Genomic DNA, 26,838 nt, shown 5'->3' on the forward strand with positions numbered 1-26,838 from the left:
AATCAAAATATTTTGACCATTTCGGTGAAGAATTTTTATGGATACGGATTTATTAAAGACCTTTCTTGAGGTGTCAAGAACACGCCACTTTGGTAAGGCTGCTGAGAATTTATTTCTTACCCGCAGCGCTGTGAGTTTTAGGATAAAACAATTAGAAAGCATTCTAGGTGTCGAGTTGTTTGAACGCTTGCGTAACAATATTCAACCCACTCCGGCAGGAGAAAGAATGCTTGGTCATGCAGAGGCTGTGCTTACCGCCTGGGAAAGAGCTAAACAAGATGTTAGCTTGCATCAAAGTCATTCTTCACAGCTTTCGTTAAGTGCTGGACATAATATTTGGGATAGCTATTTACAGCATTTTTTTCAGCCTTTGCATCAAGGTCTACCTGGTATATCACTAAGAACTGAGGTCATCACTGCGCAAGCTATGACTCGTCAACTATTAGAGCGAAGTGTTGATATAGCGATTAGTTTTGACCCTCCAAAACTAGAAGATGTTGAGATTATTAAGTTAATGGATGTGAGTTTGTGCCTTGTGTGTCATCAACCGAACATGTCCCTTAATGATATTGAAACCCTCAATTATATAAAGGTTGATTGGGGAACTGCATTTAATATTACCCATGCGCAGAGTTTTTCAATGTTACCTGTTCCAGCACTGCATACTACCTCTGCCAGAATTGCGCTAGATTTTTTGTTGAATAACGGTGGCAGTGCTTTTTTACCGAGTAACTTTGTTGCGCCTTATTTGGCGTCTAAGCAATTATATGAAGTGAAAGATACCATCAGCATTGAGCGTAATGTTTATGGTGCATTTTGGATTGGGAATGAACGTCGCGTTGCAATTGAAAAGGCTTTATTAATATTAAAAGGGGCGATTTAAAATGGATTACGCCTGCTAGGACAACTTTACCGAATGAAACAAAAACCGTTAAGGTAATTTTTGGGTTTCATTCATAAAAAGTATTAAAAAAATACTGGTCCTAAAATAGCAATCCAGCTAATCGCACAAAAAACTAAACTTAAGAAAACGGCAGCAGAGGCGATGTCTTTAGCTTGGCCACTTAATGGATGAATTTCACCACCAAATCTGTCAACAACCGCTTCTACGGCTGAGTTGAGTAACTCAACAATTAACACTAAAAAAAGCCCTAAGATCAGCATTAAACGTTCAACGGTGCTGACATCGACTAACAAGGCTACAGGCAGCATAATCACGGCTAATGCCAACTCTTGCCTAAATGCTGCTTCACATTTAAATGCAGATTTTAACCCCTGTATTGAAAAGCCCGTCGCTCTGATTATTCGTTTAATTCCATGATTATTCTGAGGTTTCATTTAAGCCTACATAATGTACTACACTAAATTATTGGCAAGTATGCCATCATTACTAATAATTGTTAACTAGGGACTCATCCTTGTTAGATTTTGTTAATAACTACAATAAAGCAAAGGACTGCTAATGACTATTTTATTCATAAAGCGACTGCTAGGTTTTAGGATCCTACTTTGTAAATTTCAATTGTTAAATCTTGCCATTTTATTACCTGTATTTTGTGTAATACCAAGTTTTACTTTTGCACAAACATCAATAGTTGAAGCATCTTCAAAGCCATCAATTCAATTAGCAAAATCGGTCGAAGGAACATTGAATATCACTGACTATTTAGTCAGTGAGAAACTCGATGGCGTAAGAGGTTATTGGGATGGGCAACGTTTATTGACCAAAAGTGGCAAGCAAATAAATGCACCACTGTGGTTTACGGCAGATTTCCCTGATGTGGTACTTGAAGGAGAGTTATGGATTGGTCGTGGACAGTTTGAATTGGTTTCTGGTCTAGTTAGACGTAAAGTTGCAGATGATAACCTTTGGAGCAAGGTACGTTTTATGCTATTTGATTTACCTCAATCCCCGTTACCGTTTGAGCAACGTTATGCCGTTTTACAACAACTCGCTAAGCAATCATCTTCTTTAAAGGTAATCACTCAAATCAGCTTATCCTCAGAAATTGAATTGTATCAGCATTTGAACAGAATTGTTTCAGAGGGAGCTGAAGGCCTTATGCTGCACCGGAAATTAGCTATTTATACTGTTGGTAGAACAGATAATATTTTGAAATTGAAACTTAAAAGCGATGCTGATGCAATTGTTATTGGTTACAGTGAAGGTAAGGGTAAATATAAAGGGGCGATGGGGGCGTTAAAAGTCAAAATGGCCGATGGTGTGATATTTGAAATTGGCAGTGGTTTTACTGATATCCAGCGCCAGCACCCACCTCAAATTGGCTCGTTAATCAGTTTTTATCACATAGGTTTTACTAGTAATGGGTTGCCAAGGTTTGCAAGCTTTTGGCGAGTAAGAGATGACGAACCATTGCAATAGATATTCAAAAATAGTGAAAGAGGTGATTTTAAAAAATGAGCATCATTAACTCTGTATTATTTGTCTGCATGGGCAATATTTGCCGTTCTCCAACAGCTGAGGCGGTTTTTAAGCAAAAAGCACAGCAATATAAGTTAGATATTTTTATTGATTCAGCAGGCACCATAGCTTATCACCAGGGCAATCCACCAGATCCTCGCAGTGTTAAAGCGGGCGAGGCGCGTGGGCTAAATTTTACGGGCATGACTGCTAGACAGATAATAGATAAAGATTTTAGTCAGTTCGACCTTATTTTGGCCGCAGATCATGCAAATATGAAGGAGCTTATCGCGCGCTGTCCACCTGAATACAAGCATAAGCTGAATATGATCTTAGCATTTGGTAATACAGGTATCGAGGAAGTACCCGATCCCTATTATGGTGGTGAACGCGGTTTTGAGACCGTTATTGATTTACTTGAAAATAGTTTGACAGCATTAGCTGAAAAATGTCAGCGAACTAACTCATCTTGATGCATAGAGTAACGTTTTGATTGCAAGATTTTGAGTTAAAATCAAAGATTATCAATGGATGTTTCTAAACTCTCTGGTTAGCAGGGTTAGCAGGGTTAGCAGGGTTAGCAGGGTTAGCAGGGTTAGCAGGGTTAGCAGGGTTAGCAGGGGTATGATAATAGCGTTTCACAAGCTAAATTAGAAAATATTGATATCGGCATCGCTAGGGTCTGTTGATCTTTCAAGGTTGTTTTTGCAGCGAATTGTTGGCCATTTATACAAGGCAGAGGCTTTGCTGTGTAGTTATTCTACATAATAAGCCGATAACGTAGTAAAAATGGCCAACAAACGCTGTCCGAAGGATTCGGCTAAAAACGAATTACGCTTTGTTGAGTGAACTTTGCTTAGATTGCTAGGCTACACTCCACTCGCCGCGCTTAATTCGTTTTTATCTCGAAGAAAATTCCACCAACAAAGATCAACAGACCCTAGGGTCTGTTGATCTTTCAAGGTTGTTCTTGTAGCGAATTATTAGTCATTTGTACAAGGCAGAGAGTTTGTTGTGTAGTTATTCTACATAAGAAGTCGATAACGCAGTACAAATGACCCACAAACGCTGCCTGAAGGGTTCGGCTAAAAATGTTTTACTTTTTGTTGAATGAACGTTTGCGAACAAAGAGTGCTTAGATGACTAGGCATCAATCCATTCGCCTCAATTAAAACGTTTTAACTCGAACAAAACTCAACCAGCAAAGTTCGACAGGCCCTAGTCAATCTCACTTGCTTTGCATCTTCTTAAGCATGCATCGCAAGTGAACCGCTGTTTAGTCATCAAAATTAACCTTGATGGCGTTTACCTGACTGTTTTAGCTTACTTAATTCAAGTTTTTTCAATCTTGCCTGTTCTTTTTCAGCCATGATCCGTTCAACTTCAATCTTTTCGATTTCAGCCATAGCTGGCGTTTCCAAGCTCAATTGGCCAATTTTACCCGAACGAAATTCGTGTAGTAATAGTTCAGAAGCTTTATGTAAATCAATACGACCACCAGGTCTTAACGCACCACGTTTGCGCCCAATTTCTTCAAGTAATTCAAAATCTGAGTTGGGTAAATTATCGATTTTATATCGCTCGCAGATCATTTCAGGATAGGCTTTTAAAAAATACTCAGCGGCAAACATAGCTACATCCTCATATTCCATCGCCGTATCTTTAATTGCGCCTGTTACAGCTAATCGATAGCTACTTGCTTCGTTGTCTACTTTGGGCCATAAAATACCTGGGGTATCTGATAACACAATACCATTGCGTAAATTAATACGTTGCTGGGTTTTGGTTACAGCAGGCTCGTTGCCTGTTTTGGCGATGACACGTCCAGCTAAGGTGTTGATGATGGTTGATTTACCTACATTCGGGATACCCATAATCATGGTGCGAATATCTTTTTCAATCACATCACGATGGGGAACTAACTTACGGCATAAATCAGGGATCATTCTGACCATTGCAGGTTGTAGCGTGGTAATTGCAGAAGCTTTTACACCTTGTTCACGTTCTAAATACTCAATCCATTGCTCGGTGACTTTAGGGTCTGCTAAATCAGATTTATTCAGCAGTTTAATACAAGGTTTGTCACCACGTAATTGAGCAACCATGGGATTTTCACTGCTGTACGGAATACGTGCATCTAGCACTTCTATCACCAAATCGACTTGAGGCATGACCTCTTCAATCTCTTTGCGTGCCTTATGCATGTGTCCTGGATACCATTGAATTGCCATGATCTTGCCTTTTACTACTGTTAACAATGGTAATATTGTACCTTGAACCATAGTGAAAAGCATAAAAAAAGCGCCCTAAGGCGCTTTGTTTGGCTTAATCGTTTAAATAACACCTAACTCACGTAGGCGTTCCATCAAGTAACTGTCGGCTGTATGGCGCTCTGACAATACCACCTCAGGGTTTGGGTGAAGGAACAAAGGTAATGAAATACGTGATTTGGTTTTATCTGTGCCTTCAGGATTGATGACGCGATGAGAAGTTGATGGGAAATAACCGCCAGAGGCTTCCTGTAACATATCGCCGATATTAATGATGATATTACCAAAATCGCTTGGCACATCCATCCATTCGCCAGATTTGTTTTTTACTTGTAAACCTGGTTCATTAGCGGCAGGTAGAATTGTGATAAGGTTAATATCTTCATGTGCAGCCGCGCGAATGGCACCTAACTCTTCGTTGCCACTCATTGGAGGATAATGAAGAATACGCAGTAATGTTTTTTGGCTGTTATTGATCATTTCAGATAATTGAATCGAATATTTTTCAGCAACCTCTTGAGGTGAGTACTGTTCTATCCAACCAAGTAATTCAGCCGCAAAAGCATTAGCTTGTTGATAGTAGGCTAAAATATTGTCGCGAAGTGAATCAGGAATCCGGCCCCAAGGATAAACGTGAAAATATTCTTTGATATCTTTTACGCTATGGCCTTTTGCTGTTTCCGAAATTGACGCAGGGAAAAAACCATCCTGAGTTTCTGGCTTGAAGAGGTAAGCTTGTTTTTCGTCGCTATTAAAAAACGCATACCATTCTTGGTATATTTTTTCGACTAATGCCTGTTCTATAGGATGATTTGATAACACCCCAAAACCGGTTTCGTGCAATGAAGTTACAAATTGTTGTGCGCTGTCAGCAGCTCGATAATCAATGGTTTCTAGTTTCATCTTAGTTTCTTATTGGTTTGTTATTTGTTTTGACCCTGTGCAATGGTAACGCTTGCTATCAAATGCTGCAATTTTTTGCATGTTTTAACGGTCTTTAAAGTGAACGAATTGATTTTAACTAGCGTAGAATAGCTTTAGCAGAAACAGGTTTGACGAGAGTAAATTAAAAGATGAAAACATTAACTGAATTCGAAAAGTTTGTTATTGAGCAAAAAGGCACAGAAAGGCCTTTTTCTGGTGAATATGTCGATCACGATGCTGCAGGATTATATCGTTGCAAGAAATGTTTAGCACCCTTGTATAAAAGTGAGCATAAATTCAATGCACACTGTGGTTGGCCAGCATTTGATAATGAAATACCTGGCGCGGTCGATAGAACACTTGATGCCGATGGTCAAAGAGTCGAAATTACCTGTCATCAATGTGGCGGCCACTTAGGGCATGTTTTTGAGGGCGAAAGACTCACGCCAAATAATATACGCCATTGTGTTAATTCTGTTTCTATGGTGTTTGAAGCAACACCAAGTGAGCCAAATACTGCAGATGAATATGAAAGTACCCAGTTAGAGCAAGCTACATTTGGTGCAGGATGTTTTTGGTGCGTAGAAGCCATATTTGCGGCACTAAATGGCGTTGTAAAAGTGCAATCGGGATATGCCGGTGGTGAACAAAAACACGCAAACTATGATGCGGTTTGTTCAGGTAGAACGGGTCATGCTGAAGTTGTTCACATCACATTTGATCCTGCGGTAGTTACATTTGACGAACTGTTAGAAGTGCTATTTAAAAGCCATAATCCTACTACGCTAAATCAGCAAGGTAATGACAAAGGTCCGCAGTATCGCTCGGTTGTATTTGCACATACGGCTGAACAAGTAGACAAAACCAATAAGATGATTTCATCCTTGCAAGAGGCAAAAGTATGGAATGATCCTATCGTAACGGAAGTCTCTGCTTTTGAAACGTTTTACCCCGCTGAGAATTATCATAATGATTATTTTGCAAAGCATGGGGAGCAGCCATATTGTCAAATGGTGGTGAAACCTAAATTTGAAAAATTTAAAAGCCTATTTGCTGATAAGTTAAAGCGGTAATTGGGGCATTTTGAAGCGATAAAAAAGGGCGGCAGTTTCAATACTGTCGCCCTTTCTGTTGAATATTCACCTTACTTACATTTGATATACCAATTCAAATGCTAATCGAGTTTGTCGTCAGCCACTTTGTAGTGTGGATCTTCAATCAAATTCACTTCAACTAAGTCACCCGCTTTATGTAATAAAGCCACACAATCTTGACTCAAATGACGAAGGTGTAATCGTTTGCCTGCATTAACGTAACGTTCAGCTAAAGTATCTATTGCATCTAAAGCAGAGTGATCAGCAACGCGAGAGTTTTGGAAATCAACAATCACATCTTGAGTATCGTTTTGTGCATCAAACAACTCTAGAAAATGAGCAACGGAGCCAAAAAATAATGGACCGTTTAAGCGATAAACCTTCCAGCCATTTTCATCTTCACTGATATCAACATTGATGTGTTTTGCATGCTCCCATGCAAAGACTAATGCTGAAACAATAACACCGACAAATACAGCAAAGGCTAAGTCAGTAAACACGGTAACAGTGGTAACCAGTACAATCACAAAAGCATCATGTTTAGGTACTTTGCGCATCACTTTAAAACTCGCCCATTCAAATGTGCCCAACACCACAATGAACATCACGCCAACCAAAGCGGCAAGAGGAATGATTTCAATAAATGCTGAACCAAATAGAATAAAGGCCAATAGAGCAAGAGCCGCTGTAATCCCAGATAAACGACCACGCCCACCAGAATTAATGTTGATCATAGATTGACCAATCATGGCACAACCACCCATAGCACCGAAGAAACCACTAGTAATGTTACCTACACCTTGACCAACACATTCTTTGTTACCTCGACCACGAGTATTGGTCATTTCATCAATCACAGTTAATGTCAGTAATGATTCAATGAGTCCAACAGCAGCCAAAATACAGGCATAGGGCAAAATAATGTATAAGGTGTCAAAGTTGAATGGCACGCTTGGAATCGAAAAACTTGGTAAAGAGCCAGCTATCGTTGCTGCGTCGTTACCACTCATGGTTTTTAAGAAGTCCAATACATTACGAGTATCCATATCTAACCCGACAACAATGGCTGTCACGGTTAAGATGGCTACCAAGGAGGAAGGAATGGCAGTAGTGATTTTCGGTAAAAAATGAATAATTGCCATGGTCAGAAGAATTAAACCAAGCATGATCATCAAGGGTTCCTGCGCCATCCACACCATATTCCCAGCAGCATCTTTGACTTTGAACTGCCCTAATTGGGCTAAAAAGATCACAATAGCTAAACCGTTAACAAACCCAATCATCACAGGGTAGGGAACAATACGGATAAATTTACCGAGTTTAAATACACCTGCTAATATTTGAATAATACCGGCAAGCACGACGGCAGCGAACAAATATTGCACTCCGTGCTCAACCACAAGCGATACCATGACAACCGCCATAGCTCCTGTTGCGCCAGAAATCATCCCCGGGCGTCCGCCAATCACAGCGGTAATTAAGCCCATGATAAACGCAGCATATAGCCCGACCATTGGTTCAACATGTGCAACAAATGCGAATGCAACAGCTTCTGGGATCAGTGCGAGTGCAACAGTTAAGCCGGATAAAATATCTGCCTTACTACTGGCAGTTTTATGACGAATGATATCGAACATTTAGCCTCTATTAAGTTTATTTTAATGATAATTAGGGGCGCGATCTTAACAAAAATCATACCAGTTCTAAACCAAAAAACTGACATGTGTGGCAATTAATAACAAAGCGTTTGCATGTTGAGCCGTTTAAAGACGATTAAAAATAAAAAAGCCATGCATCAGCATGGCTTTTTGATTCTAGCGAGAGAGCTGATTACTGAGGTTTAGTCATTTCAGCACTTGCACTATTGGTAAAGCTTGATTTTACCGCAACGGATTTTTCTGCGTCGGCATAGCTTTTACCCTGCGGTACAGCTTGCTGTTCACGTACTTCAACTGTTGGTTTAGTGGTTGTAGAACTCACCATAGAACCGAAACGACTGTTACCAGAAGGTTTTACAGGCGCAGCTTGTTCTACTTTAGGCTCAACTGACGCTTCAACTTTCGGTTCAGATGTTTTTTCAACAACTTTACGAGCAATTGCTGCCGGTTTGGCCATAGGGGCATTAACGACAGTTTTAGCGGGTTTAACTTCAGCCTTAACTTCAACCACTGCTTCCACTGGTTTCATCGGCGCAGGCTCTGCAACGGGTAATTCAACCTCAGCCGTTACTGTCGATGGCTTAGTTTCCACTTTATCGACAACGGGTGCACTTTCAATGATTTCAGCTGCAACAGGAGTGGTTTCTACTGCGACTTTAGCCTCTGTTTGAACTTCAACAACAGCTGCAGAAACAGTTTCAACTTTGGCTTCAACTGCAACAGCTTTAGTTTCAACGTCAGCGGCAACAACTTCTGCTTGAGGTTTAACCGTTTCTGCTACAGGCGCAGATGCAACATCGCTTTCAGTTGCTATCGCGGCTTTAGTTTCTGGTGCGGATTGAGCTAGCTCTTCTGTTAACTGTCTATCGAGCTCATCAACAGGGGTGAACACTGGCGCTGCATCAGATGCTGTGCCATCTTCATCGCGGCGACGGCGCTGACCAGCAGCACGTAGGTGACGAGGACTACGGCGGCTACGACGTTGACCTTCACGTTTATCATCATCAGATTCATCTGGATCCGCAGTTGTATCAGTGGTATTCACGCTATCTTCTACTGATACCTGAGTGGGAGTTTCTGTAGTAGATGCAACCGTCGTTGACGCATCGACGTCAGCCTTAACAGCTTGTTCCGTCGTTTCTACTGCATTACTTTCATCAGTTGGCTCGGCATTATCAGTCGTTTTAGTTTCAGACACTTTTTCTTTACGTGGCTGACGTTTGCGTGCTGGTTTAGCCTCTTTTGTTTCAACATCATTTTTATCAGTTGTTTTTGCTTCAACGATAGCGTTAGTTTCAACTTCTTTGGCTTTAACCTCTGTACGAGTGTCTTTTGCCGGTGTTGTTGATTTGGCAACCTTAGCATCGTTATTTTGAGTTACATCTAACGCTGCCGCATCTTGGGTCTGTTCGTTTTCGATACGCACTTTTCTGCGCATGTTACGACGTTGACGACGCTCACGAGCGGCTTCCTGCTTTGGTGTTTTCTCTGCAGTTGCTGGCGCATTGCGTTTATCGTTATTATCGACCTTTACTGGTTGTTCAGTTTTGTTACTTTGCTTAGCATCATCCTGATCACGATTGCGTTTATTACGGCTGCGTGGGTTTTTGCTCTCAGTACTAGATGCATCTTTATCCGTGCGTTTACGGCGGTTATCGTTACGGCCTTCATTGCGATTGTCGCTACTGTCATTACGACGGTTATTACGACGTGCATTGTTTCTATCCTGTGGCGCTTTTTTCTCAACCGGCTTTTCATTTGTTTCAGTCGCTTCGCTACTAAAGAATGCGCTGATAGCTGAAACGATACGGCTGAAGAATCCTGGTGCCGTTGCTGCAGGTGCTGCAGGTGCACTGTTTACGGCTTGTGGCGCTTCAACTGTTTTTTGTGGTGCTGCAAAACCTTTTAACGCGGGCTCGGTAACGGCTGTGCGTTCTAGTTTGCGAGGCTCATACAATTCTGACTTAGGGGCTTCAACACGCTTAAAGCTTGATTCGGTGATTTCATCATCGTTTTTACGACGGATAACACGGTACTCAGGCGTTTGCATGTGTGCATCAGGAATAATGTACACTTCAACTTCGTGACGTTCTTCTGTAATGCGAATGGCTTTGCGTTTTTCGTTAAGTAAAAATGCGGCAACATCAACAGGAACGATAGCTTCGATTTGAGTGGTATGCTCTTTAATGGCTTCTTCTTCCATTAAACGCAAAATAGATAACGCTAAAGACTCTGTGCTGCGGATGGTGCCTTGACCATGACAACGAGGACATAAGTGCGCGGCAGACTCTTCTAATGATGGACGTAGACGTTGACGTGACATTTCCATCAAACCAAAACGTGAAATACGGCCTAATTGAACGCGTGCACGGTCATGATGCACAGCATCACGCATGCGATTTTCAACTTCACGTTGATGGCGCACTGGAGTCATATCGATGAAGTCGATAACCACTAAACCGCCTAAATCACGTAAACGTAATTGACGTGCAATTTCGTCTGCGGCTTCAAGGTTGGTGTTTAATGCCGTTTCTTCAATATCACCACCTTTGGTAGCACGGGCAGAGTTGATATCGATAGACGTTAATGCTTCTGTTGGGTCAATTACGATTGAACCACCTGAAGGTAGGCGCACTTCGCGTTGGAAAGCTGACTCAATTTGAGATTCAATTTGGAAGTGTGTAAATAACGGCACTTCAGACTGGTACATTTTAACGCGTTCAACGAAATCTGGGCGAACTAAACCAATATGCAGCTTAGCATCTTCGTATATACGAGGATGGTCGATTAGGATCTCACCCACATCACGGCGTAAATAGTCACGAATAGCACGAACAATGACGTTGCTTTCCTGATGAATTAAGAAGGGTGCAGGTTTACTTTGTGCCGCTTCTTGAATCGCATCCCAATGATGTTGTAGAACTTTTAAGTCCCATTTTAATTCAGTTGCTTCTTTGCCAACACCTGCGGTACGAACGATTAGGCCCATTCCGTGGGGGACTTCTAGCTCAGAGATCGCTTCTTTTAATTCTGTGCGCTCATCACCTTCGATACGGCGAGAAATACCGCCAGCACGCGGGTTATTTGGCATTAACACCAAATAAGATCCAGCAAGGCTAATAAAAGTGGTTAATGCTGCGCCTTTGTTGCCACGTTCTTCTTTGTCGATTTGAACGATAACTTCCTGACCTTCAGATACCACTTCTTTGATATTTGGGCGACCTTGGAACGAGTAACCTTTTGGGAAGTACTCACGGGCAATTTCTTTTAAAGGAAGGAAACCATGGCGATCTGCACCATAATCAACAAAAGCTGCTTCTAAAGAGGGTTCTACGCGGGTGATTTTACCTTTGTAAATATTTGATTTTTTCTGTTCGTGGCCTGGGCTTTCAATATCCAGATCATACAGTTGTTGTCCATCTACAAGGGCAACACGCAACTCTTCTGATTGAGTTGCATTAATTAACATACGTTTCATGATGACATCATTCTTCTATAAAGGTCATCAAACAACAATTATTTGCATTACGGGCCTGCGAATAATTAGCAGCCTCACGGCTTGTTACAGGCAATTTAGGCGCGCAGTACGACTGTTAGACGCATTCTCTGCGTGTCGCGGCCTAATTTATGGCTTATTTTCTAGTGTTTACAAAAACAAGGAATCCGTTGCTGAGCAACCAACCCCATAAATATCAGTCTTTTTCCAGTAATGCCTTATCGAATCGGTTGTTTGATAACAAGCTAAAATATTGTTCGAATTTGGCGGTGAAATCAGGCAGTTTTTACATTTTTTTAAGATGAAACTTACGGTTTAATTATAAACACGTACTTTTGACGTTTTCAAAAGTTTATAATTTGCAAATCAATGGTTTGCTACCGATAAAGTTCATGTGTAAATTGCGCTGAGTCTCATTAATGCATGAGGTTGTGAACACTTTATCCACTGTTTGTCCTCATCCAATGCGCAAATATAGCAACATTAGCTAAGTTCAGCAATAAAAAGCCATTAATCTTTTAAATTGGGGTCATTTTTTATCGCGCTTGTACCGCGATAAAAATTACCGTCACTAGGGATAGCTTTAATAGCCAATTTTTATTGAAATAAGTTACAATAGCCACGTTCTCACAAATTGGCGCATCATGAATACTGAAACTACTCCCCAAGTTCAACTCGTCACGATTGACGAAGATAACGTTGAACAACGCATCGATAATTTTTTATTAACTAAACTCAAAGGCGTTCCTAAAAGCATGATTTATAGAATTGTGCGCAAAGGAGAGGTGCGAGTGAATAAAAAACGCATCAAGCCAGAATATAAACTGCAAATTGATGACGTTGTTCGTATTCCTCCTGTCAGAGTGGCGGAAAAGGATTATCGCACTGCTCCTTCGCCTAATTTATCGCGGGTCTCGCAGTTAGAAGATCGCATTATTCACGAAGACAAGCACCTTATTGTATTAAATAAGCCTGCAGGTATTGCTGTTCATGGCGGTAGTGGTGTCGATTATGGCGTGATTGAAGGGTTAAGATCTTTACGACCACAACAGAAGTTTTTAGAGTTAGTTCACCGTCTGGATAAAGATACCTCTGGTGTGTTACTCGTGGCTAAAAAAAGAAGTGCATTAAAACATTTGCATGAGCAACTACGCAGTAAAACAATGCAAAAAGATTATATGGCATTAGTAAGGGGCGATTGGCAGGCTAAAGATAAAGTCATAAAAGCGCCGTTATTAAAGATCACTCTAAAATCGGGTGAACGCATTGTCAGAGTTAACGCAGAAGGCAAAGAGTCTGAAACTCGTTACAAGATTATGCAGCGTTTTGATGGTGCGACTTTAGTGAAAGCAAGCCCCGTGACGGGCCGTACTCATCAAATTCGTGTACATTGTCAATTTGCAGGGCATGCTATTGCCTGTGATGACAAGTACAGCGAGCAAAAGTTTGATGACAGCATGCGCGCAATTGGTTTAGACCGTTTATTTTTGCATGCGGCTGAGTTGAAGTTTACTCACCCAGAAACAAACACCACGATGCAAGTGAGTGCGCCACTTGATGATGTTCTTATTAATACATTAGATAGACTTAAAAAAGTGTAATGATTTAGCTACAAATTTAACCAGCAATTTAAGAGTGAGTAGATGGCATTACAAAACAAATATGATTTAGTCATTTTTGATTGGGATGGCACTTTAATGGATTCCATTGGTGCCATAGTCAGTTGTATGCAGGCCGCTGCACGTGATTTGGCTATTAACATTCCAAGTGAACGTGCGATCAGAGATTTGATTGGTTTGTCATTGCCCAAAATCTTGCATCTTTTGTTTGGTGATATTTCCCATCGGCACGATGAGATTGTTGAGCGGTATCGGCAGCACTTTTTGTCGTCAAAGGCTATAAGTCCGTTATTTGATGGCAGCGAGCATCTTCTGCGGCAGCTTTCAAGCCATGGCTACATTTTAGCTATAGCCACTGGCAAGGGACGTCAAGGGCTAGATCGCGTCTTGAGCGAAAGTGGAATGGGGCATTATTTTGCGGCGAGTCGTTGTGCTGATGAAACAAAAAGTAAACCAGACCCATTAATGATCCATTCATTATTAGCTGAGTTTAATGTACCGGCCCATCGCGCGGTGATGATTGGCGACTCAGTACATGACTTGAATATGGCCAATAATGCCGGTATTGCTGCTATTGGTGTTAGCTATGGGGCAAACCTGCTTGAGCAGTTACAAACCGCGAATCCATTAGCAATTATTGATGATGTCAATAAACTCGCTTCTCACCTTTAACATATCGTCTCAAAATAAAGACGTATGCTATCTGGTAGCAGATTAATCCTCCGCTAATATCTCAACCTCATGCAAAGCCAATAGATCAATAAGCTTAATCAATGGCAGACCTATCAAAGTGTTAGGATCTTCACCTTCAAGCTTGTCAAATAAAGCAATACCTAAACCTTCACTTTTAAAACTCCCTGCGCAATAGAGTGGTTGTTCTGTCTTTACGTAATAATGAATTTGTTTCTCAGTTAATTGCCTAAAATGAACTGTAAAAGGCTCGACACAGCTTTGCATGGATTTTGTTGTCGGACAATAAACGGCAAGACCGGTATAAAAGGTAATCGCCTGTCCGGAGGCTAACTGTAATTGCTTAATGGCATTAGCTTCAGTATGTGGTTTGCCAACAATCTCACCGTTTATCATGGCAACTTGATCAGAGCCAATAACAACACATTGGCCGTCTTCATCACTATTTTCTTTAATTAATTGACTACCCGCTAATGCTTTTAATTGGGCAAGGCGCTCGACAAGTTGGATTGCCGTTTCACCATTTATAGGCGATTCATCGATATTGGGATTTACCGATATAAAAGGGCGGTTTAATTTCGCTAATAATTGTTGGCGATAAATAGATGTAGAGGCAAGTACTAAGGATTTTGACATGAATTAGTCTCTAACAAGTCTTTGATGACGCAAAGTTTAACATTAATCGCTTAAATGGGCTAAATAAGCACTGCAAATGCTTGTGTCTATTAGGACTGTTCGGTAAAATTTGCCATCATTCAAATTCAATGTTGGCAGTAATTGAGAACTTAGACACACCCTAGGGTTGGTTTAACTGCATTTTGCAGAAATTTTCTTTGACTCCAGCGTTTTCAAACTATAATATGCGCGCCTTATGCAAACAGTAAAGATACCGGTTTCACTTGATCCTTTTCGTGCTGCGAGTAGCGGTCTTCGTTATGAAGGCATTGTTCCTAGTGGCAACAATAAGCGATTAAATGAGTTATGTGCCGGCGACTGTTCCGACGTAGTTGTGTCGTTGGAATGTGGTGTCGACTTACAGGGGATAGTCTACCTTCGCGGGAAGGCTGTGACGGAGCTCACTCTGCTATGTCAACGTTGCATGACACAATATGCTACTGAGGTTACGGTCGACTTTTGTTTCAGTCCTTGTAAGAATGAAACAGAAATCGATGAGCTCCCGGATGCGTATGATCCAATTGAGTGTAATGAAATTGGTGAAGTACGTCTGCATCAATTGATTGAAGATGAATTGATAGTCGCTATGCCGATTATCCCTATGCATGAAGATACTGATTGCAGTTCGGGATCAAAAGACATAGTTGTAGGCGAGATCGACCCCGCTCATGAGGAGCGTCCAAATCCGTTTGCAGTGTTAGAAAAACTGAAGAGCAAGTAATCGTAGGAGACAAGTCAAATGGCTGTACAACAGAATAAAAAATCTCGTTCAAAGCGCGGAATGCGCCGTTCACATGATTCATTGAGCACTGCTCAATTATCAGTAGACGCAACTAGCGGTGAATTACATCTACGTCACAACGTGACTGCTGATGGTTTCTACCGCGGTAAAAAGGTTATCAACAAGTAATTTGTTGACAACCTGATGACGAATCTGACGCTTGCGTTAGATGCGATGGGGGGTGATCATGGTCCCCACGTCACAGTGCCTGCAGCCTTGCAGGCACTGAAATCTAATCCTTCAATTCAAATTATCCTTATCGGCAATCAAGCTGATATCGAACCTTTGCTTTTATTTGCTGAACCTTCCATTTTAAAACGCATAGAGCGGATCCATACCACAGAAGTGGTTACCATGGGCGACAGGCCTGTACACGCTTTACGTACGCGTAAAAATAGTTCCATGCGTATTGCATTGGAACAAGTGCGAGATGGAAAAGCCGCTGCATGTATCAGTGCTGGAAATACTGGTGCCTTAATGGCCATGGCCAAAGTGTTACTTAAAACCTTGCCCGGTATTGACCGTCCTGCATTAGTGACCTGTTTACCTACTGTCACGGGCAAACCAGTTTATTTATTAGATCTGGGTGCCAACGTTGCTTGTGATTCTGAAACCTTGTTTCAGTTTGCGGTAATGGGCTCGGTATTATGCGAAGCTGTACATAAAAAAGCACGTCCCAAAGTGGCATTACTCAATGTCGGGATTGAAGAGATAAAAGGTAATGATCAAGTTCAGCAGGCTGGCCAAATATTACAGCACACCGAACAGGTCAATTATGTCGGTTTTGTCGAAGGTGACGAAATCTACACCGGTAATTTAGATGTTATCGTTTGCGATGGTTTTGTTGGTAACATAACCTTAAAAACCTCAGAAGGTATCGCTAAGCTTTTGGTTCACCAATTGAAACGGGGTTTAAATAGTGGTCTATTTGTCCGTTTACTGTCCAAACTCATCGCGCCACGCATTCAAGCTGTACTCAGTAAGATGAACCCCGACCACTATAACGGTGCAAGTCTGATAGGATTGCGCGGAATAGTAGTAAAGAGTCATGGAAACGCTGATGAAGCTGCCTATCTACAAGCCATTAATTTAGCTGCAACTGAAGCGAAACGTCGTCTTCCTGAAATGATCAATGATCGTTTGGAGTCGATTCTTTTAGACATCAATAGCTGATCTCATTATATGCATACAAAAATTCTCGGAACAGGCAGTTATCTGCCTGTGCAAGTGCGCAGCAATCAAGATTTAGAAAAAATGGTCGAAACCACTGACCAATGGATTAAGGACCGTACTGGTATTTCAGAGCGCCGTATTGCGGCCACAGACGAATCTGTATCCACTATGGGCTATCAAGCCGCGCTAAAAGCTATCGAAATGGCCGGTATTGATCCATCTGAGCTGGATATGATTGTGTGCGGTACCACTAGTGCACCGAATGCATTTCCTGCAGCGGCATGTGAAATTCAAGCCATGTTAGGCATTAAACAAATTCCAGCTTTTGATATTGCAGCAGCATGTTCTGGCTTTGTTTATGCGTTGTCGGTCGCGGATCAATTTGTTAAAACTGGCGCGGCAAAGAAAGTACTGGTTGTCGGCGCCGATGTATTATCTCGTTTATGTGAACCTGATGACCGTTCGACAGTGATTTTATTTGGTGACGGCGCGGGAGCTGTTGTCATTGGCGTAAGTGATACGCCTGGCATTATTAATACCCATATATATGCAGACGGTAGTCAGGGGGATTTACTGAAATGTTCATTTCCGCCTCGTGCCAATGAATCTTCAGAAGCCGTGGGTTATATGACCATGAAAGGCAATGATGTATTTAAAGTTGCGGTGACACAATTATCAAACGTTGTCACAGAAACACTCAGAATCAATAACGTTGATAAATCTGAAATTGATTGGCTAGTACCACATCAAGCCAACTTTAGAATTATTAATGCCACAGCTAAAAAGCTCGATATGAGCTTAGATAAAGTGGTATTAACCTTAGCCAGACATGGCAACACTTCCGCTGCATCTGTGCCAATAGCATTAGATGAGGCTGTTCGTGATGGCCGAATTCAACGTGGTCAATTATTACTTTTAGAAGCCTTTGGAGCAGGATTTGCTTGGGGCAGTGCGTTAGTGCGTTTCTAATTCATTTTATTTAATAACAGGTAATTAATAATGGAAAATGTGGCTTTTGTATTTCCCGGTCAAGGTTCTCAAGCGGTTGGCATGTTGGCTGATTTAGCACAAGAGCATACTGTGGTTTCACAAACGTTCGCCGAAGCCTCTGAAGTGCTTGGCTATGATTTATGGGCCCTTATACAAGATGGTCCAGTTGAATCGTTAAATGAAACAGATAAAACCCAACCCGCTTTATTATCAGCCAGTGTCGCTATTTGGCGTGCATACCAGGCCAGCGGTAAGCCTGCTCCTGCGTTATTAGCAGGTCATAGTTTAGGTGAATACTCAGCACTTGTGTGTGCAGGTGTTATCGATTTTAAAGATGCGGTTAAGTTAGTTGAGCTTCGTGGCCAATTAATGCAACAAGCTGTGCCAGCAGGCACTGGCGCTATGTATGCCATTATCGGTTTAGACGATGACGGTATAGCTCAAGCATGTGAAGCATCTGCTCAAGGTGATGTTGTGAGCCCTGTAAACTACAACAGCCCAGGACAAGTGGTCATTGCAGGTGAGAAGAACGCTGTTGAGCGAGCTGCTGCTGCATGTAAAGCGGCAGGAGCCAAAATGGCAGTAGCCTTACCTGTCAGCGTGCCTTCACATTGTGCCCTAATGAAACCTGCGGCAGATAAATTAGCCCAAGCATTAGCAGAAATCACGTTTTCAGCGCCTGTAATCAATGTAATTAATAACGTTGATGTCGCTATGCCAACCGAGAGCCAAGACATTAAAGATGCCTTAGTGCGTCAGTTATATTGCCCTGTACGTTGGAGCGAGACGGTCTCGTTCATGGCAGAACAAGGTATTAATCAATTAGTTGAGATGGGACCAGGAAAAGTATTAACTGGTTTGACAAAACGTATAAATAAAGCCGTTTCAGCCCAAGCTGTAAATGATACAGCCTCATTAGCAGCATTAACTGAGTAAGGAATAAAAATGAGCATTAGTTTTAATTTAGAGGGTAAAGTTGCCCTAGTTACCGGTGCTAGCCGTGGTATTGGCCGCGCAATTGCTGAAACCTTAGTACAAGCCGGCGCGGTAGTTGTGGGTACTGCGACCAGTGAAAAAGGCGCAGCAGCGATTCAGGATTACCTAGGCGATAAAGGTTTCGGACTTGTGCTGAATGTCACAGATAGTGAATCTGTTGCCAATTTATATAGCCAGATCAAAGAAAAAGCTGGCGATGTTGATATTCTCGTGAATAATGCAGGTATCACACGTGATAATTTATTAATGCGAATGAAGGACGATGAGTGGCAAGATATTATTGACACTAACCTTACTTCATTATTTAAATTGTCTAAGCCAGTAATGCGATCTATGATGAAAAAGCGCTTTGGACGTATCATCAGTATCGGTTCAGTCGTTGGCACGATGGGAAATGCAGGTCAAGTGAACTATTCTGCTGCTAAAGCAGGTTTAATAGGTTTTACTAAATCGCTTGCAAGAGAGGTTGCATCTCGTCAAATAACAGTGAATGCTATTGCTCCAGGTTTTATCCAAACAGATATGACAGATGAGCTGACACCAGAGCAACAACAAGCTATTATGTCGCAAGTTCCGATGGAACGTTTAGGGCAAGCGCAAGAAATTGCCAATGCAGTATTGTTTTTGGCCTCAGATTCAGCCGCTTACATCACAGGCGAAACATTGCATGTGAATGGCGGAATGTACATGGTTTAAAGCGATAGGTAGGAAACTACCTTCATTTGAGTCAGAGTTAGAAACAGTGTAGATTTATATCTTTGTGGTTAGACCACAAAATCTAAGCTTGCAATGTTATCTAAATCGAATAAACTACTCGCAATCTTACGCAAGTGCGTAATTTGAATAGGAAAGAGAACTAATGAGCAACATCGAAGAACGTGTAAAGAAAATCATCATTGAGCAACTAGGCGTTAAAGAAGAAGACGTTAAACCAGCTGCTTCTTTCGTGGACGATTTAGGTGCCGATTCTCTGGACACCGTTGAATTGGTTATGGCTCTAGAAGAAGAGTTTGATACCGAGATCCCTGATGAAGAAGCTGAAAAGATCACTACTGTTCAAGCAGCGATCGATTACGTTTCTAAGAATCAGTAATCCAGAATTCACAGAGACAGGCGGCATTTATTGTCGCCTGTTTTTGTTTCTGAACTCGTCATTTTTAATTTAATCGTTATAAACAAATCATATAAAAACGCCTGTTCTAGTAGGTTAACCTGTCTTCGTATTTCTCCTTTCGGTTAATCGCCGTTGCTAGACTATTTGGCATAGTGTATTTAAAAGGTGAAAATCATGTCTAAACGTCGTGTTGTTATTACTGGTCTTGGATTAATCACTCCAGTGGGTAATGATGTCGAATCATCTTGGAAAGCATTGCTTGCTGGCCAAAGCGGTATAGCCCCCATTACAAAATTTGATGCAACTGAATACGGTACGCGTTTCAGTGGTTCGGTTAAAAATTTTGATATTGAGCAATATTTAACTAAGAAAGATGCCCGTAAAATGGATTTATTTATCCAATATGGTGTTGCTGCGGGTATTCAAGCCATTAACGATGCTGGATTAGATATGTCTCAGGAGAGACCTGAGCGTGTAGGTACAGCTGTTGGTGCGGGTATGGGCGGTATGCCGTTAATCGAGCAAAACCACAGTGCATTGCTTAACGGTGGCCCTCGTAAAGTGTCACCGTTTTTCGTACCCAGTACCATTATTAATATGATCTCTGGTCATTTGTCTATCATGTATGGCATGACTGGCCCCAACTTTGCTGTCACAACAGCCTGTACTACCGGTGTACACAATATTGGTTTTGCGGCGCGTACGATTGCTTATGGCGATGCTGATGTAATGATTGCCGGTGGTGCAGAAGATGTGACCTGTCCTTTAGCCATTGCAGGCTTTGGCTCTGCAAAAGCTTTATCGACACGTAATGATGATTATCAAGCCGCAAGCCGCCCTTGGGATAAAGACCGCGATGGTTTTGTTATCGGCGATGGTGCAGGCGTATTAGTGATGGAAGAATACGAACACGCTGTTGCCCGAGGCGCTAAAATTTACGGTGAGCTAGTTGGTTTTGGTATGAGTGGTGATGCATTTCACATGACTTCGCCTCCAGCCGATGGCGCGGGTGCAGCTGCAGCTATGGTAAATGCCATCAATGATGCAGGTATCGAAAAAGAAGCTGTGGGTTATATCAATGCGCATGGCACATCAACTCCAGCGGGTGATAAAGCTGAAGCCGCGGCGGTTAAATCGGTTTTTGGTGCACATGCTTATGATTTATTAGTTAGCTCAACTAAATCAATGACAGGTCATTTATTGGGTGCAGCAGGTTCAGTTGAAGCCATTATTACTCTGCTTGCTCTGCAAGACCAACATATTCCACCTACCATCAATTTAGATAATCCAGATGAAGGTTGTGATTTAGATTTTGTGGCTCACACTTCACGAAAGCATACTTTTGATTATGCCTTGTGTAATTCATTTGGTTTTGGCGGCACTAACGGCTCGCTATTATTCAAAAAAATCTAAACATAGATCAGAGCTAATTTGATGATTGAAGGGAAGATACTTATCTTCCCTTTTTTATAGGGTAAAACAATTTAGCGCAACTTTCCGTTTCGCAGACTTGTAGGTATAGCGTAAACTGCAACTAATATATTCTCGAGGATAAACATTATGGCTGGTGTAGACAGACAACTTACGCTTAGGTTTTTAGCAGAGCCTGCTGACGTCAATTTTGGTGGCAAGGTGCACGGTGGTGCCGTAATGAAGTGGATCGATTTAGCCGCTTACGCCTCTGCCGCAGGTTGGAGTGGTAAATATTGTATTACCGTATACGCAGGCGGGATCCGTTTTGTTAAGCCTATTCATGTAGGTAGCATTGTTGAAGTCACAGGTAAAATTATTTACACCGGTACTTCGTCTATGCACGTGGCAATTGATGTAAAAGCCGGCGACCCCAAGTTCTCTGAACGTCATTTAACCACTCACTGTATTGTTATTATGGTCGCGGTAGATGATGAAGGTAAGCCTACTAGCGTGCCAGAATGGATCCCACAAACAGAAGATGATATTCGTCTGCGCGATTCAGCATTACGCCTAATGGATATGCGTAAACGCATTGGTGCAGAAATGGAAGCACACGTAAAACCTATTGTAGAATAAACCAAAATAATACATTACTGATGGGGGAGTTATGGCTAAGGTTGCATTTTTAGGGTTAGGGGTAATGGGCTTTCCAATGGCTGGACATTTAGTCAGCAAAGGCCATGAGGTAACCGTTTATAATCGTACTCAAGCTAAGGCTGATTTGTGGGCGCAGGAGTATCAAGGTAAAACAGCGCTGACACCTAAAGAAGCCGCTATCGGCCAAGATATTGTGTTTACCTGTGTTGGTAATGATGATGACTTACGCCAAGTGGTATTAGGTGAAGAGGGTGCAATTCATGGTATGCAACCTGGTAGTATTTTGGTTGATCATACTACCGCTTCTGCCGATGTAGCACGTGAAATACATGCTGTTTTAGCAACCAACAAGATTGCCTTTTTAGATGCGCCAATTTCTGGTGGCCAAGCTGGCGCTGTTAATGGCGTTTTGACAGTGATGATGGGCGGCGATCAAGCCCCGTTTGAAATTGTTAAGCCGATTATTGCTGCCTATAGCCGATGTGCTGAGTTACTTGGGCCCGTAGGCTCAGGCCAATTAACTAAAATGGTTAATCAAATCTGCATTGCCGGTGTTGTGCAAGGTTTAGCTGAAGGTCTGCATTTTGCAAAAAGTGCAGGCCTTGATGGTTTGAAAGTAATCGAAGTCATTAGCAAAGGTGCTGCGCAAAGTTGGCAAATGGAAAATCGTTATAAAACCATGTGGCAAGGTGAATACAATTTTGGCTTTGCGATTGATTGGATGCGTAAAGATTTAGGGATTGCATTAGATGAAGCCCGTCGCAATGGTTCGACTTTACCTGTAACTTCATTGGTTGATCAATTTTACGCAGATGTCCAAGCAATGAAAGGTAATCGTTGGGATACCTCAAGTCTATTGGCGCGTTTAGAGAAAAACCGTTAATTTTGATAATGTAAAAACGTTAATAAAAAGGACTGCGATGCAGTCCTTTTTATTAGTGAAATCAAGGTTAGCTTGGGTCGACAACAATATGTTCGAGTTCGACAGCAGCAATAGTGTGCAATGCATCCATCGCGGCGCCTACAAGACTTATTTGCCCCTTTGAAGACTCAATTAATACCGCGCGTTTGATGTCGCTATAATCACGATTATGTCTAATCAAATTTGATAATGCCATTTGCATAGGTTGCATCGATGGATTAAAGGCGGCATTTTCAGCGTATCGGCCACAAAATGTAGCGCCATCATGTGTTTCAAGCACAACCGCGGCATGACAATTTGTATAAGGGGCATAACTCAATCCAGCTTGATCTAATGCTTCAATAATCAGTGGATCGCTCGATTCTAAATTGAATTCAATATTACTTTTTGACAGTAATGGTCGGGTTACATTTAAGTCTGTTGGCCCAAAGGCATAGGGTAAATAATGGCTTAGTGGTGCAGTAGCTTGACCAGGTAAATGAATATTGATTTTACTACCATCAACGAGTTCATTAATAAATTGGCGACAATGTCCACAAGGGCTGAAATTTACCACAATATCGACAATTTGGGTTTCACCGCTCAGCCATGCATGGCTAATAGCGCTTTGTTCGGCATGAACAGTGTGAAATAGGGCTTCACCTGGTAACTCTAGATTGGCTCCCATATAAATATCGCCACTGCCACCTTTAGCAATTGCGCCTACAAAAAATTGGCTTAGGCTAGGGCTGGCTAATGCAGCAGCCACAGGCAACAAGGCTAGCAATAACTCCTGTTCGGTCAGTTTAGTTTTATCGATAAGCACCGATAATTGATTAGCATCGATATGGCCGCAAAAGTCATCATTTAATAATGGCACTAATGCCGTTGATAATGGCTTTGAAAGTTGACTAATACTGTCTATAAATCTGTTTTGCATTTCCCTTGTCCTTAAATGAAACTCTTCATATTTGAACTTAAGTGTATGGCTATTATCAATATACTAGAGTGATTGTAAGTATTGGTATAGGGCTTTTAATAGCTTTTGTTTGTGTTCATTGTCGCTGGTTTCTTCAACCAAGTTTTCGAGACGCATCACATAATCTGCATCCATTAGGCGTTGTTGACAAAACTCTCGCCATTTAAGGCTTTCTTGATGGCTTAATGTTTGTGGATAATTACGGGCTCGATAGCGAAACAGCATGGTATTAATGCGTGGATCATCGAATTGTAATTCCAGAGCAGCTAAATTTTGAGCGTGTGTATTGCGGACGATATCTATTTTTGCTTTGTCAGCATAACTGAAAAAACCGCCACTATATAGCATCAAATCTGGATCTGTTATTTCAGCTCTATCGGATTCAATTTCGAACACCGCATTCAATTTCTCACGAATATCAGGAGCATTTTTTAATCGTTTATACTGCTCTCTTGCGAAGTCTTTATCAATCTGTAATCGTGAAGCAACCTCATCGTCTAATAACTTAGCCGAACCGATAAACGGACATTTATTGATATGGATTTGCTTAATCGGTATAGGCAGCTCATCAGGTGCTAGATTTGCTCGAGACGTATACATGCGAGCAGAAATCTCAGCGGCACTTAAGGTGAGTAATGGTGAGATATCCATTGCCAAATTAACACAAATAACCGCGTTCTTGTTGGTAGGGTGATAAGCCACTGGCGCGATTAATGTTGTACAGCCATTTAACGCACTGACTTTTGAGCTTACATGCACCAAAGGTTGCATTTTTAGTACATCAATTTGGTCGTTAACCGCTTGTTTTCGTCTTAGCTTGAAATAATAGTCATATAACTTAGGTTGTTGTTCTTTAATAAGCTTTGCCATGGCAATGGTGGCATACACATCCGACATCGCGTCGTGCGCTTTTTCATGACTTAAGCCATTGGCTACCGTAAGTTGCTCTAGTTTAAAGCTTGGAGAGCCGTCTTCTTTTTGCGGCCATGTTATCCCATCCGGTCTAAAAGCATAGCAAGCACGCACTAAATCAATTAAATCCCAACGTGAGTTACCTTGTTGCCACTCTCTTGCATAGGGATCAATAAAGTTACGGTAAAAACCATAGCGACTGACTTCATCGTCAAAGCGTAAAGAGTTATAACCAACAACACAGGTATTTGGCTGACTGAATAAACCATTAATTCGCTGCATAAATTCAGCTTCAGGCATGCCTTTGTTGTTAGCTAATTGTGGTGTAATACCTGTGATTAATATTGCTTCAGGAGAGGGCAGGTAGTCAGGAGCAACTTGGCAATAAAACGTTTCTGGCTCGCCAATGATGTTAAGGTCAAGGTCAGTTCTAATGCCGGCAAATTGACATGGACGGTCTTTGGCGGGATTAGCGCCGAAAGTCTCATAATCGTGCCAGAAAAGTGTTGGTTGGATTGCATCTGCCATAATGAAGTTTCTCTTTTAATGATTGTATTATCTTAGCATTATTTTCATCAGGATTAAGTTCTTACATATTTCTCATCTGCTTGAATGCGAGTTTTATGTGCAGATATACTTAAATGAGCCGAGAAACCCTTCATAAGTATTAACTCTCTGTTTCGTCTTCATTTCAAAAATTAGCGTAATCACCAATCTGAATAAAGTGCTAGAGGGTGTAATCAATATTATCTTTGTCGTTATGGATTACTATTTTGGGGCAAAGCAACCTGTTATAACCCAATCAAAAACGCTTGCAAAAAGCTCGGGCCAAACTGCGTTATACTCGTGGCTTAAACGGCGTTATGTTTTTAAGGGGGGAAATATGAATCAATCGGTGGTTGTTGCTACATTTTCGTTTCCACTTGATGCACACATTGCAAAAGCAAACTTGGAGAGTGTAGGTATTTCTTCATTTATTGCCGATGAGCACACTGTAAATATGCAGTGGTTATATTCAGACGCCATGGGTGGGGTTAGGCTGTTCGTTCAAGAAAAAGATTTGGAAGAAGCCATTAAGGTGCTTGGAGAAGACTTTTCTGCTTCAGTTGATTTTGAATGTAAAACTGAGTCGGAAACTTGTCCAAATTGTGGCAGCCAAAACGTCGAGCGGCATACAAAAGGGAAAAGGTCTGCATTTTTAGTTTTTATCTTTGTCGGTTTTCCATTGTTTTTTTATAAGCATGGACTTAAGTGTTCACAATGTGGGCATTTCTGGCAAACATCAAGCGCTGACGCTCAAACGGGTGTGTAGTGCGGCTAAGTCGCTTTTGGGCTTCGTTAAAAGCATTAATGAAGTCGATTTTTAATTTAGCGGCCTTTGCACCCGTAAACCCCATCACTAAAAACATCAAACCGTCTTTGGTTAGGTGGTAGCACTTCAAATCACGCTGACTGGTGCCAACCTGTTGATTTTGCACGTTAGCGCAAAAGTGGGCTGACGTAAATTCATGGGGGCATCAGCAAGGATTTGGTCAATTATACGCAAAACGTCACAATGCTTTTTGCCAAAATAATCGGCAACGATCAGTGAGTTGGTAATGGTTTGCTGGTCGTTAATAAAAACCAATTGTGCAGGGTAGTTTTTAGACTGTTGTAAGTTCATTGATTACCCTGGTAATGTTGGCGCTATTTCTATTCGCAGTGCCCATGAGTGGCATACCCAAATTAGGTTTAAGCATTTTACGAGTCATGATTTACGCCGTTTGTTCAGAACCATTGTTGCTGACTTAGGTGTCGATACCATGATTGGTGAGCGTTTGCTTAATCATGCCTTGCCTGTGTTGTTGCGTAAGTACGTTAAATCAACCTTGGATAAAGGTATGAGCCAAGCGTTAGACCAATATCATCAATATTTAATTTATCGTGGGTTTTCTTCTGTTGCGCCCGAGATATTGCCTAGATCGTCAGTGGAAGTTGGGAACGGTCAAACCCTTACTGCAAGTGGCTGGCTGTGATGATCACTGCATCATTATTAGTAGAATATGCAATTAGAGGTTTTGGGGGGCTAAATGGC

At 41.6% G+C, this 26,838-nt stretch carries 27 protein-coding genes and 1 pseudogene; 18 read left to right on the forward strand and 10 right to left on the reverse strand.

Annotation, left to right across the window (positions count from 1 at the left end):
* Positions 1-37 precede the first annotated feature (37 nt).
* Complete coding sequence (locus NE535_RS10365; RefSeq protein ID WP_261298568.1) at positions 38-883, forward strand: LysR family transcriptional regulator; 846 nt, start codon at positions 38-40, stop codon at positions 881-883.
* Between the two features lie 83 nt (positions 884-966).
* On the opposite strand, the gene NE535_RS10370 is transcribed toward NE535_RS10365, so the two are convergent.
* Positions 967-1,338 carry a diacylglycerol kinase gene (locus tag NE535_RS10370; protein WP_261298569.1) on the reverse strand — a complete coding sequence of 124 codons (372 nt, stop codon included), beginning with the start codon at positions 1,336-1,338 and terminating at the stop codon, positions 967-969.
* A gap of 124 nt (positions 1,339-1,462) precedes the next feature.
* On the opposite strand from NE535_RS10370, the gene NE535_RS10375 reads away from it, so the two are divergent.
* Together NE535_RS10375 and NE535_RS10380 are read left to right on the forward strand one after the other, a co-directional pair.
* Positions 1,463-2,383, forward strand: a complete 921-nt coding sequence (locus NE535_RS10375) for a DNA ligase (protein WP_261298570.1) — start codon at positions 1,463-1,465, stop codon at positions 2,381-2,383.
* A gap of 35 nt (positions 2,384-2,418) precedes the next feature.
* Entirely contained in the window at positions 2,419-2,895 is a 477-nt protein-coding gene (locus NE535_RS10380; protein ID WP_261298571.1) for a low molecular weight protein-tyrosine-phosphatase, read from the forward strand.
* 816 nt (positions 2,896-3,711) lie between these two features.
* On the opposite strand, the gene ylqF is transcribed toward NE535_RS10380, so the two are convergent.
* Positions 3,712-4,653, reverse strand: coding sequence for a ribosome biogenesis GTPase YlqF (ylqF, locus tag NE535_RS10390; protein ID WP_261298572.1), 942 nt, complete (start codon positions 4,651-4,653; stop codon positions 3,712-3,714).
* A gap of 102 nt (positions 4,654-4,755) precedes the next feature.
* Complete coding sequence (locus NE535_RS10395) at positions 4,756-5,595, reverse strand: isopenicillin N synthase family dioxygenase (RefSeq protein ID WP_261298573.1); 840 nt, start codon at positions 5,593-5,595, stop codon at positions 4,756-4,758.
* 170 nt (positions 5,596-5,765) lie between these two features.
* Between NE535_RS10395 and NE535_RS10400 the strand changes: the two genes are divergently transcribed.
* A complete protein-coding gene (locus NE535_RS10400; protein WP_261298574.1) occupies positions 5,766-6,689 on the forward strand; it encodes a bifunctional methionine sulfoxide reductase B/A protein in 924 nt (307 codons plus the stop codon).
* Positions 6,690-6,790: 101 nt separating this feature from the next.
* Here NE535_RS10400 and NE535_RS10405 read toward each other — a convergent pair whose 3' ends face one another.
* Positions 6,791-8,347, reverse strand: coding sequence for a SulP family inorganic anion transporter (locus tag NE535_RS10405; protein WP_261298575.1), 1,557 nt, complete (start codon positions 8,345-8,347; stop codon positions 6,791-6,793).
* Between the two features lie 193 nt (positions 8,348-8,540).
* Positions 8,541-11,846, reverse strand: a complete 3,306-nt coding sequence (gene rne, locus NE535_RS10410) for a ribonuclease E (protein WP_261298576.1) — start codon at positions 11,844-11,846, stop codon at positions 8,541-8,543.
* Between the two features lie 662 nt (positions 11,847-12,508).
* Here rne and rluC point away from each other — a divergent pair.
* Positions 12,509-13,465, forward strand: coding sequence for a 23S rRNA pseudouridine(955/2504/2580) synthase RluC (gene rluC, locus NE535_RS10415; protein WP_261298577.1), 957 nt, complete (start codon positions 12,509-12,511; stop codon positions 13,463-13,465).
* A 42-nt stretch (positions 13,466-13,507) separates the two neighbouring features.
* On the forward strand, positions 13,508-14,155 hold the full coding sequence (locus NE535_RS10420) for an HAD-IA family hydrolase (protein ID WP_261298578.1): 648 nt from the start codon (positions 13,508-13,510) through the stop codon (positions 14,153-14,155).
* Between the two features lie 42 nt (positions 14,156-14,197).
* Here the strand turns inward: NE535_RS10420 and NE535_RS10425 are convergent, their stop codons facing one another.
* The gene (locus NE535_RS10425) at positions 14,198-14,809 is read right to left on the reverse strand and encodes a Maf family protein (RefSeq protein ID WP_261298579.1); all 612 of its coding nucleotides are present in this window, start codon (positions 14,807-14,809) and stop codon (positions 14,198-14,200) included.
* 235 nt (positions 14,810-15,044) lie between these two features.
* Between NE535_RS10425 and yceD the strand changes: the two genes are divergently transcribed.
* From yceD to NE535_RS10475, 10 genes are all read left to right on the forward strand, one after another.
* On the forward strand, positions 15,045-15,569 hold the full coding sequence (yceD, locus tag NE535_RS10430) for a 23S rRNA accumulation protein YceD (protein ID WP_261298580.1): 525 nt from the start codon (positions 15,045-15,047) through the stop codon (positions 15,567-15,569).
* 18 nt (positions 15,570-15,587) lie between these two features.
* Complete coding sequence (rpmF, locus tag NE535_RS10435; RefSeq protein ID WP_011636967.1) at positions 15,588-15,758, forward strand: 50S ribosomal protein L32; 171 nt, start codon at positions 15,588-15,590, stop codon at positions 15,756-15,758.
* Positions 15,759-15,773: 15 nt separating this feature from the next.
* Positions 15,774-16,802: a phosphate acyltransferase PlsX gene (gene plsX / locus NE535_RS10440; protein WP_261298581.1), complete on the forward strand. Its 1,029-nt coding sequence runs from the start codon at positions 15,774-15,776 to the stop codon at positions 16,800-16,802.
* 9 nt (positions 16,803-16,811) lie between these two features.
* A complete protein-coding gene (locus tag NE535_RS10445; RefSeq protein WP_261298582.1) occupies positions 16,812-17,771 on the forward strand; it encodes a beta-ketoacyl-ACP synthase III in 960 nt (319 codons plus the stop codon).
* Positions 17,772-17,801: 30 nt separating this feature from the next.
* On the forward strand, positions 17,802-18,728 hold the full coding sequence (fabD, locus tag NE535_RS10450; RefSeq protein WP_261298583.1) for an ACP S-malonyltransferase: 927 nt from the start codon (positions 17,802-17,804) through the stop codon (positions 18,726-18,728).
* A gap of 9 nt (positions 18,729-18,737) precedes the next feature.
* Entirely contained in the window at positions 18,738-19,484 is a 747-nt protein-coding gene (gene fabG, locus NE535_RS10455) for a 3-oxoacyl-ACP reductase FabG (protein WP_188839939.1), read from the forward strand.
* Positions 19,485-19,647: 163 nt separating this feature from the next.
* Complete coding sequence (gene acpP / locus NE535_RS10460; protein WP_011865403.1) at positions 19,648-19,881, forward strand: acyl carrier protein; 234 nt, start codon at positions 19,648-19,650, stop codon at positions 19,879-19,881.
* 195 nt (positions 19,882-20,076) lie between these two features.
* Complete coding sequence (gene fabF / locus NE535_RS10465; RefSeq protein ID WP_261298584.1) at positions 20,077-21,315, forward strand: beta-ketoacyl-ACP synthase II; 1,239 nt, start codon at positions 20,077-20,079, stop codon at positions 21,313-21,315.
* A gap of 147 nt (positions 21,316-21,462) precedes the next feature.
* The gene (locus tag NE535_RS10470) at positions 21,463-21,951 is read left to right on the forward strand and encodes an acyl-CoA thioesterase (protein WP_261298585.1); all 489 of its coding nucleotides are present in this window, start codon (positions 21,463-21,465) and stop codon (positions 21,949-21,951) included.
* A gap of 31 nt (positions 21,952-21,982) precedes the next feature.
* Complete coding sequence (locus NE535_RS10475) at positions 21,983-22,855, forward strand: NAD(P)-dependent oxidoreductase (RefSeq protein WP_261298586.1); 873 nt, start codon at positions 21,983-21,985, stop codon at positions 22,853-22,855.
* A gap of 67 nt (positions 22,856-22,922) precedes the next feature.
* Here the strand turns inward: NE535_RS10475 and cdd are convergent, their stop codons facing one another.
* Together cdd and sbcB are read right to left on the reverse strand one after the other, a co-directional pair.
* A complete protein-coding gene (gene cdd / locus NE535_RS10480) occupies positions 22,923-23,813 on the reverse strand; it encodes a cytidine deaminase (RefSeq protein ID WP_261298587.1) in 891 nt (296 codons plus the stop codon).
* A 63-nt stretch (positions 23,814-23,876) separates the two neighbouring features.
* A complete protein-coding gene (sbcB, locus tag NE535_RS10485) occupies positions 23,877-25,292 on the reverse strand; it encodes an exodeoxyribonuclease I (protein ID WP_261298588.1) in 1,416 nt (471 codons plus the stop codon).
* Between the two features lie 355 nt (positions 25,293-25,647).
* Here sbcB and NE535_RS10490 point away from each other — a divergent pair, with 355 nt between their 5' ends.
* Positions 25,648-26,076, forward strand: coding sequence for a putative signal transducing protein (locus NE535_RS10490; RefSeq protein WP_261298589.1), 429 nt, complete (start codon positions 25,648-25,650; stop codon positions 26,074-26,076).
* On the opposite strand, the gene NE535_RS10495 is transcribed toward NE535_RS10490, so the two are convergent.
* On the reverse strand, positions 26,012-26,242 hold the full coding sequence (locus NE535_RS10495) for a Rha family transcriptional regulator (protein ID WP_261298590.1): 231 nt from the start codon (positions 26,240-26,242) through the stop codon (positions 26,012-26,014). The two genes, NE535_RS10490 and NE535_RS10495, sit on opposite strands and share 65 nt — an antisense overlap.
* On the reverse strand, positions 26,203-26,427 hold the full coding sequence (locus tag NE535_RS10500) for a Rha family transcriptional regulator (RefSeq protein WP_261298597.1): 225 nt from the start codon (positions 26,425-26,427) through the stop codon (positions 26,203-26,205). Before NE535_RS10500 ends, NE535_RS10495 begins: the two co-directional genes overlap by 40 nt.
* Positions 26,428-26,431: 4 nt before the next feature.
* Between NE535_RS10500 and NE535_RS10505 the strand changes: the two are divergent.
* Positions 26,432-26,779: pseudogene (locus NE535_RS10505) on the forward strand (tyrosine-type recombinase/integrase); the annotation flags it as partial.
* Between the last annotated feature and the right edge of the window lie 59 nt (positions 26,780-26,838).

This window comes from Shewanella holmiensis (genome assembly GCF_025370255.1).
Taxonomy (GTDB): Bacteria; Pseudomonadota; Gammaproteobacteria; order Enterobacterales; family Shewanellaceae; genus Shewanella; species Shewanella holmiensis.

Bases quoted from the DNA above. Each gene is read 5' to 3' on its own strand.
- ylqF (WP_261298572.1), bottom strand. From the start codon at position 4,653: ATGGCAATTCAATGGTATCCAGGACACATGCATAAGGCACGCAAAGAG.
- fabF (WP_261298584.1), top strand. From the start codon at position 20,077: ATGTCTAAACGTCGTGTTGTTATTACTGGTCTTGGATTAATCACTCCA.
- rpmF (WP_011636967.1), top strand. From the start codon at position 15,588: ATGGCTGTACAACAGAATAAAAAATCTCGTTCAAAGCGCGGAATGCGC.
- NE535_RS10425 (WP_261298579.1), bottom strand. From the start codon at position 14,809: ATGTCAAAATCCTTAGTACTTGCCTCTACATCTATTTATCGCCAACAA.
- NE535_RS10365 (WP_261298568.1), top strand. From the start codon at position 38: ATGGATACGGATTTATTAAAGACCTTTCTTGAGGTGTCAAGAACACGC.
- NE535_RS10500 (WP_261298597.1), bottom strand. From the start codon at position 26,427: ATGAACTTACAACAGTCTAAAAACTACCCTGCACAATTGGTTTTTATT.
- plsX (WP_261298581.1), top strand. From the start codon at position 15,774: ATGACGAATCTGACGCTTGCGTTAGATGCGATGGGGGGTGATCATGGT.
- yceD (WP_261298580.1), top strand. From the start codon at position 15,045: ATGCAAACAGTAAAGATACCGGTTTCACTTGATCCTTTTCGTGCTGCG.
- fabG (WP_188839939.1), top strand. From the start codon at position 18,738: ATGAGCATTAGTTTTAATTTAGAGGGTAAAGTTGCCCTAGTTACCGGT.
- cdd (WP_261298587.1), bottom strand. From the start codon at position 23,813: ATGCAAAACAGATTTATAGACAGTATTAGTCAACTTTCAAAGCCATTA.
- NE535_RS10380 (WP_261298571.1), top strand. From the start codon at position 2,419: ATGAGCATCATTAACTCTGTATTATTTGTCTGCATGGGCAATATTTGC.
- acpP (WP_011865403.1), top strand. From the start codon at position 19,648: ATGAGCAACATCGAAGAACGTGTAAAGAAAATCATCATTGAGCAACTA.
- NE535_RS10400 (WP_261298574.1), top strand. From the start codon at position 5,766: ATGAAAACATTAACTGAATTCGAAAAGTTTGTTATTGAGCAAAAAGGC.
- NE535_RS10395 (WP_261298573.1), bottom strand. From the start codon at position 5,595: ATGAAACTAGAAACCATTGATTATCGAGCTGCTGACAGCGCACAACAA.
- rluC (WP_261298577.1), top strand. From the start codon at position 12,509: ATGAATACTGAAACTACTCCCCAAGTTCAACTCGTCACGATTGACGAA.
- fabD (WP_261298583.1), top strand. From the start codon at position 17,802: ATGGAAAATGTGGCTTTTGTATTTCCCGGTCAAGGTTCTCAAGCGGTT.
- NE535_RS10375 (WP_261298570.1), top strand. From the start codon at position 1,463: ATGACTATTTTATTCATAAAGCGACTGCTAGGTTTTAGGATCCTACTT.
- rne (WP_261298576.1), bottom strand. From the start codon at position 11,846: ATGAAACGTATGTTAATTAATGCAACTCAATCAGAAGAGTTGCGTGTT.
- NE535_RS10475 (WP_261298586.1), top strand. From the start codon at position 21,983: ATGGCTAAGGTTGCATTTTTAGGGTTAGGGGTAATGGGCTTTCCAATG.
- sbcB (WP_261298588.1), bottom strand. From the start codon at position 25,292: ATGGCAGATGCAATCCAACCAACACTTTTCTGGCACGATTATGAGACT.
- NE535_RS10445 (WP_261298582.1), top strand. From the start codon at position 16,812: ATGCATACAAAAATTCTCGGAACAGGCAGTTATCTGCCTGTGCAAGTG.
- NE535_RS10370 (WP_261298569.1), bottom strand. From the start codon at position 1,338: ATGAAACCTCAGAATAATCATGGAATTAAACGAATAATCAGAGCGACG.
- NE535_RS10470 (WP_261298585.1), top strand. From the start codon at position 21,463: ATGGCTGGTGTAGACAGACAACTTACGCTTAGGTTTTTAGCAGAGCCT.
- NE535_RS10405 (WP_261298575.1), bottom strand. From the start codon at position 8,347: ATGTTCGATATCATTCGTCATAAAACTGCCAGTAGTAAGGCAGATATT.
- NE535_RS10490 (WP_261298589.1), top strand. From the start codon at position 25,648: ATGAATCAATCGGTGGTTGTTGCTACATTTTCGTTTCCACTTGATGCA.
- NE535_RS10420 (WP_261298578.1), top strand. From the start codon at position 13,508: ATGGCATTACAAAACAAATATGATTTAGTCATTTTTGATTGGGATGGC.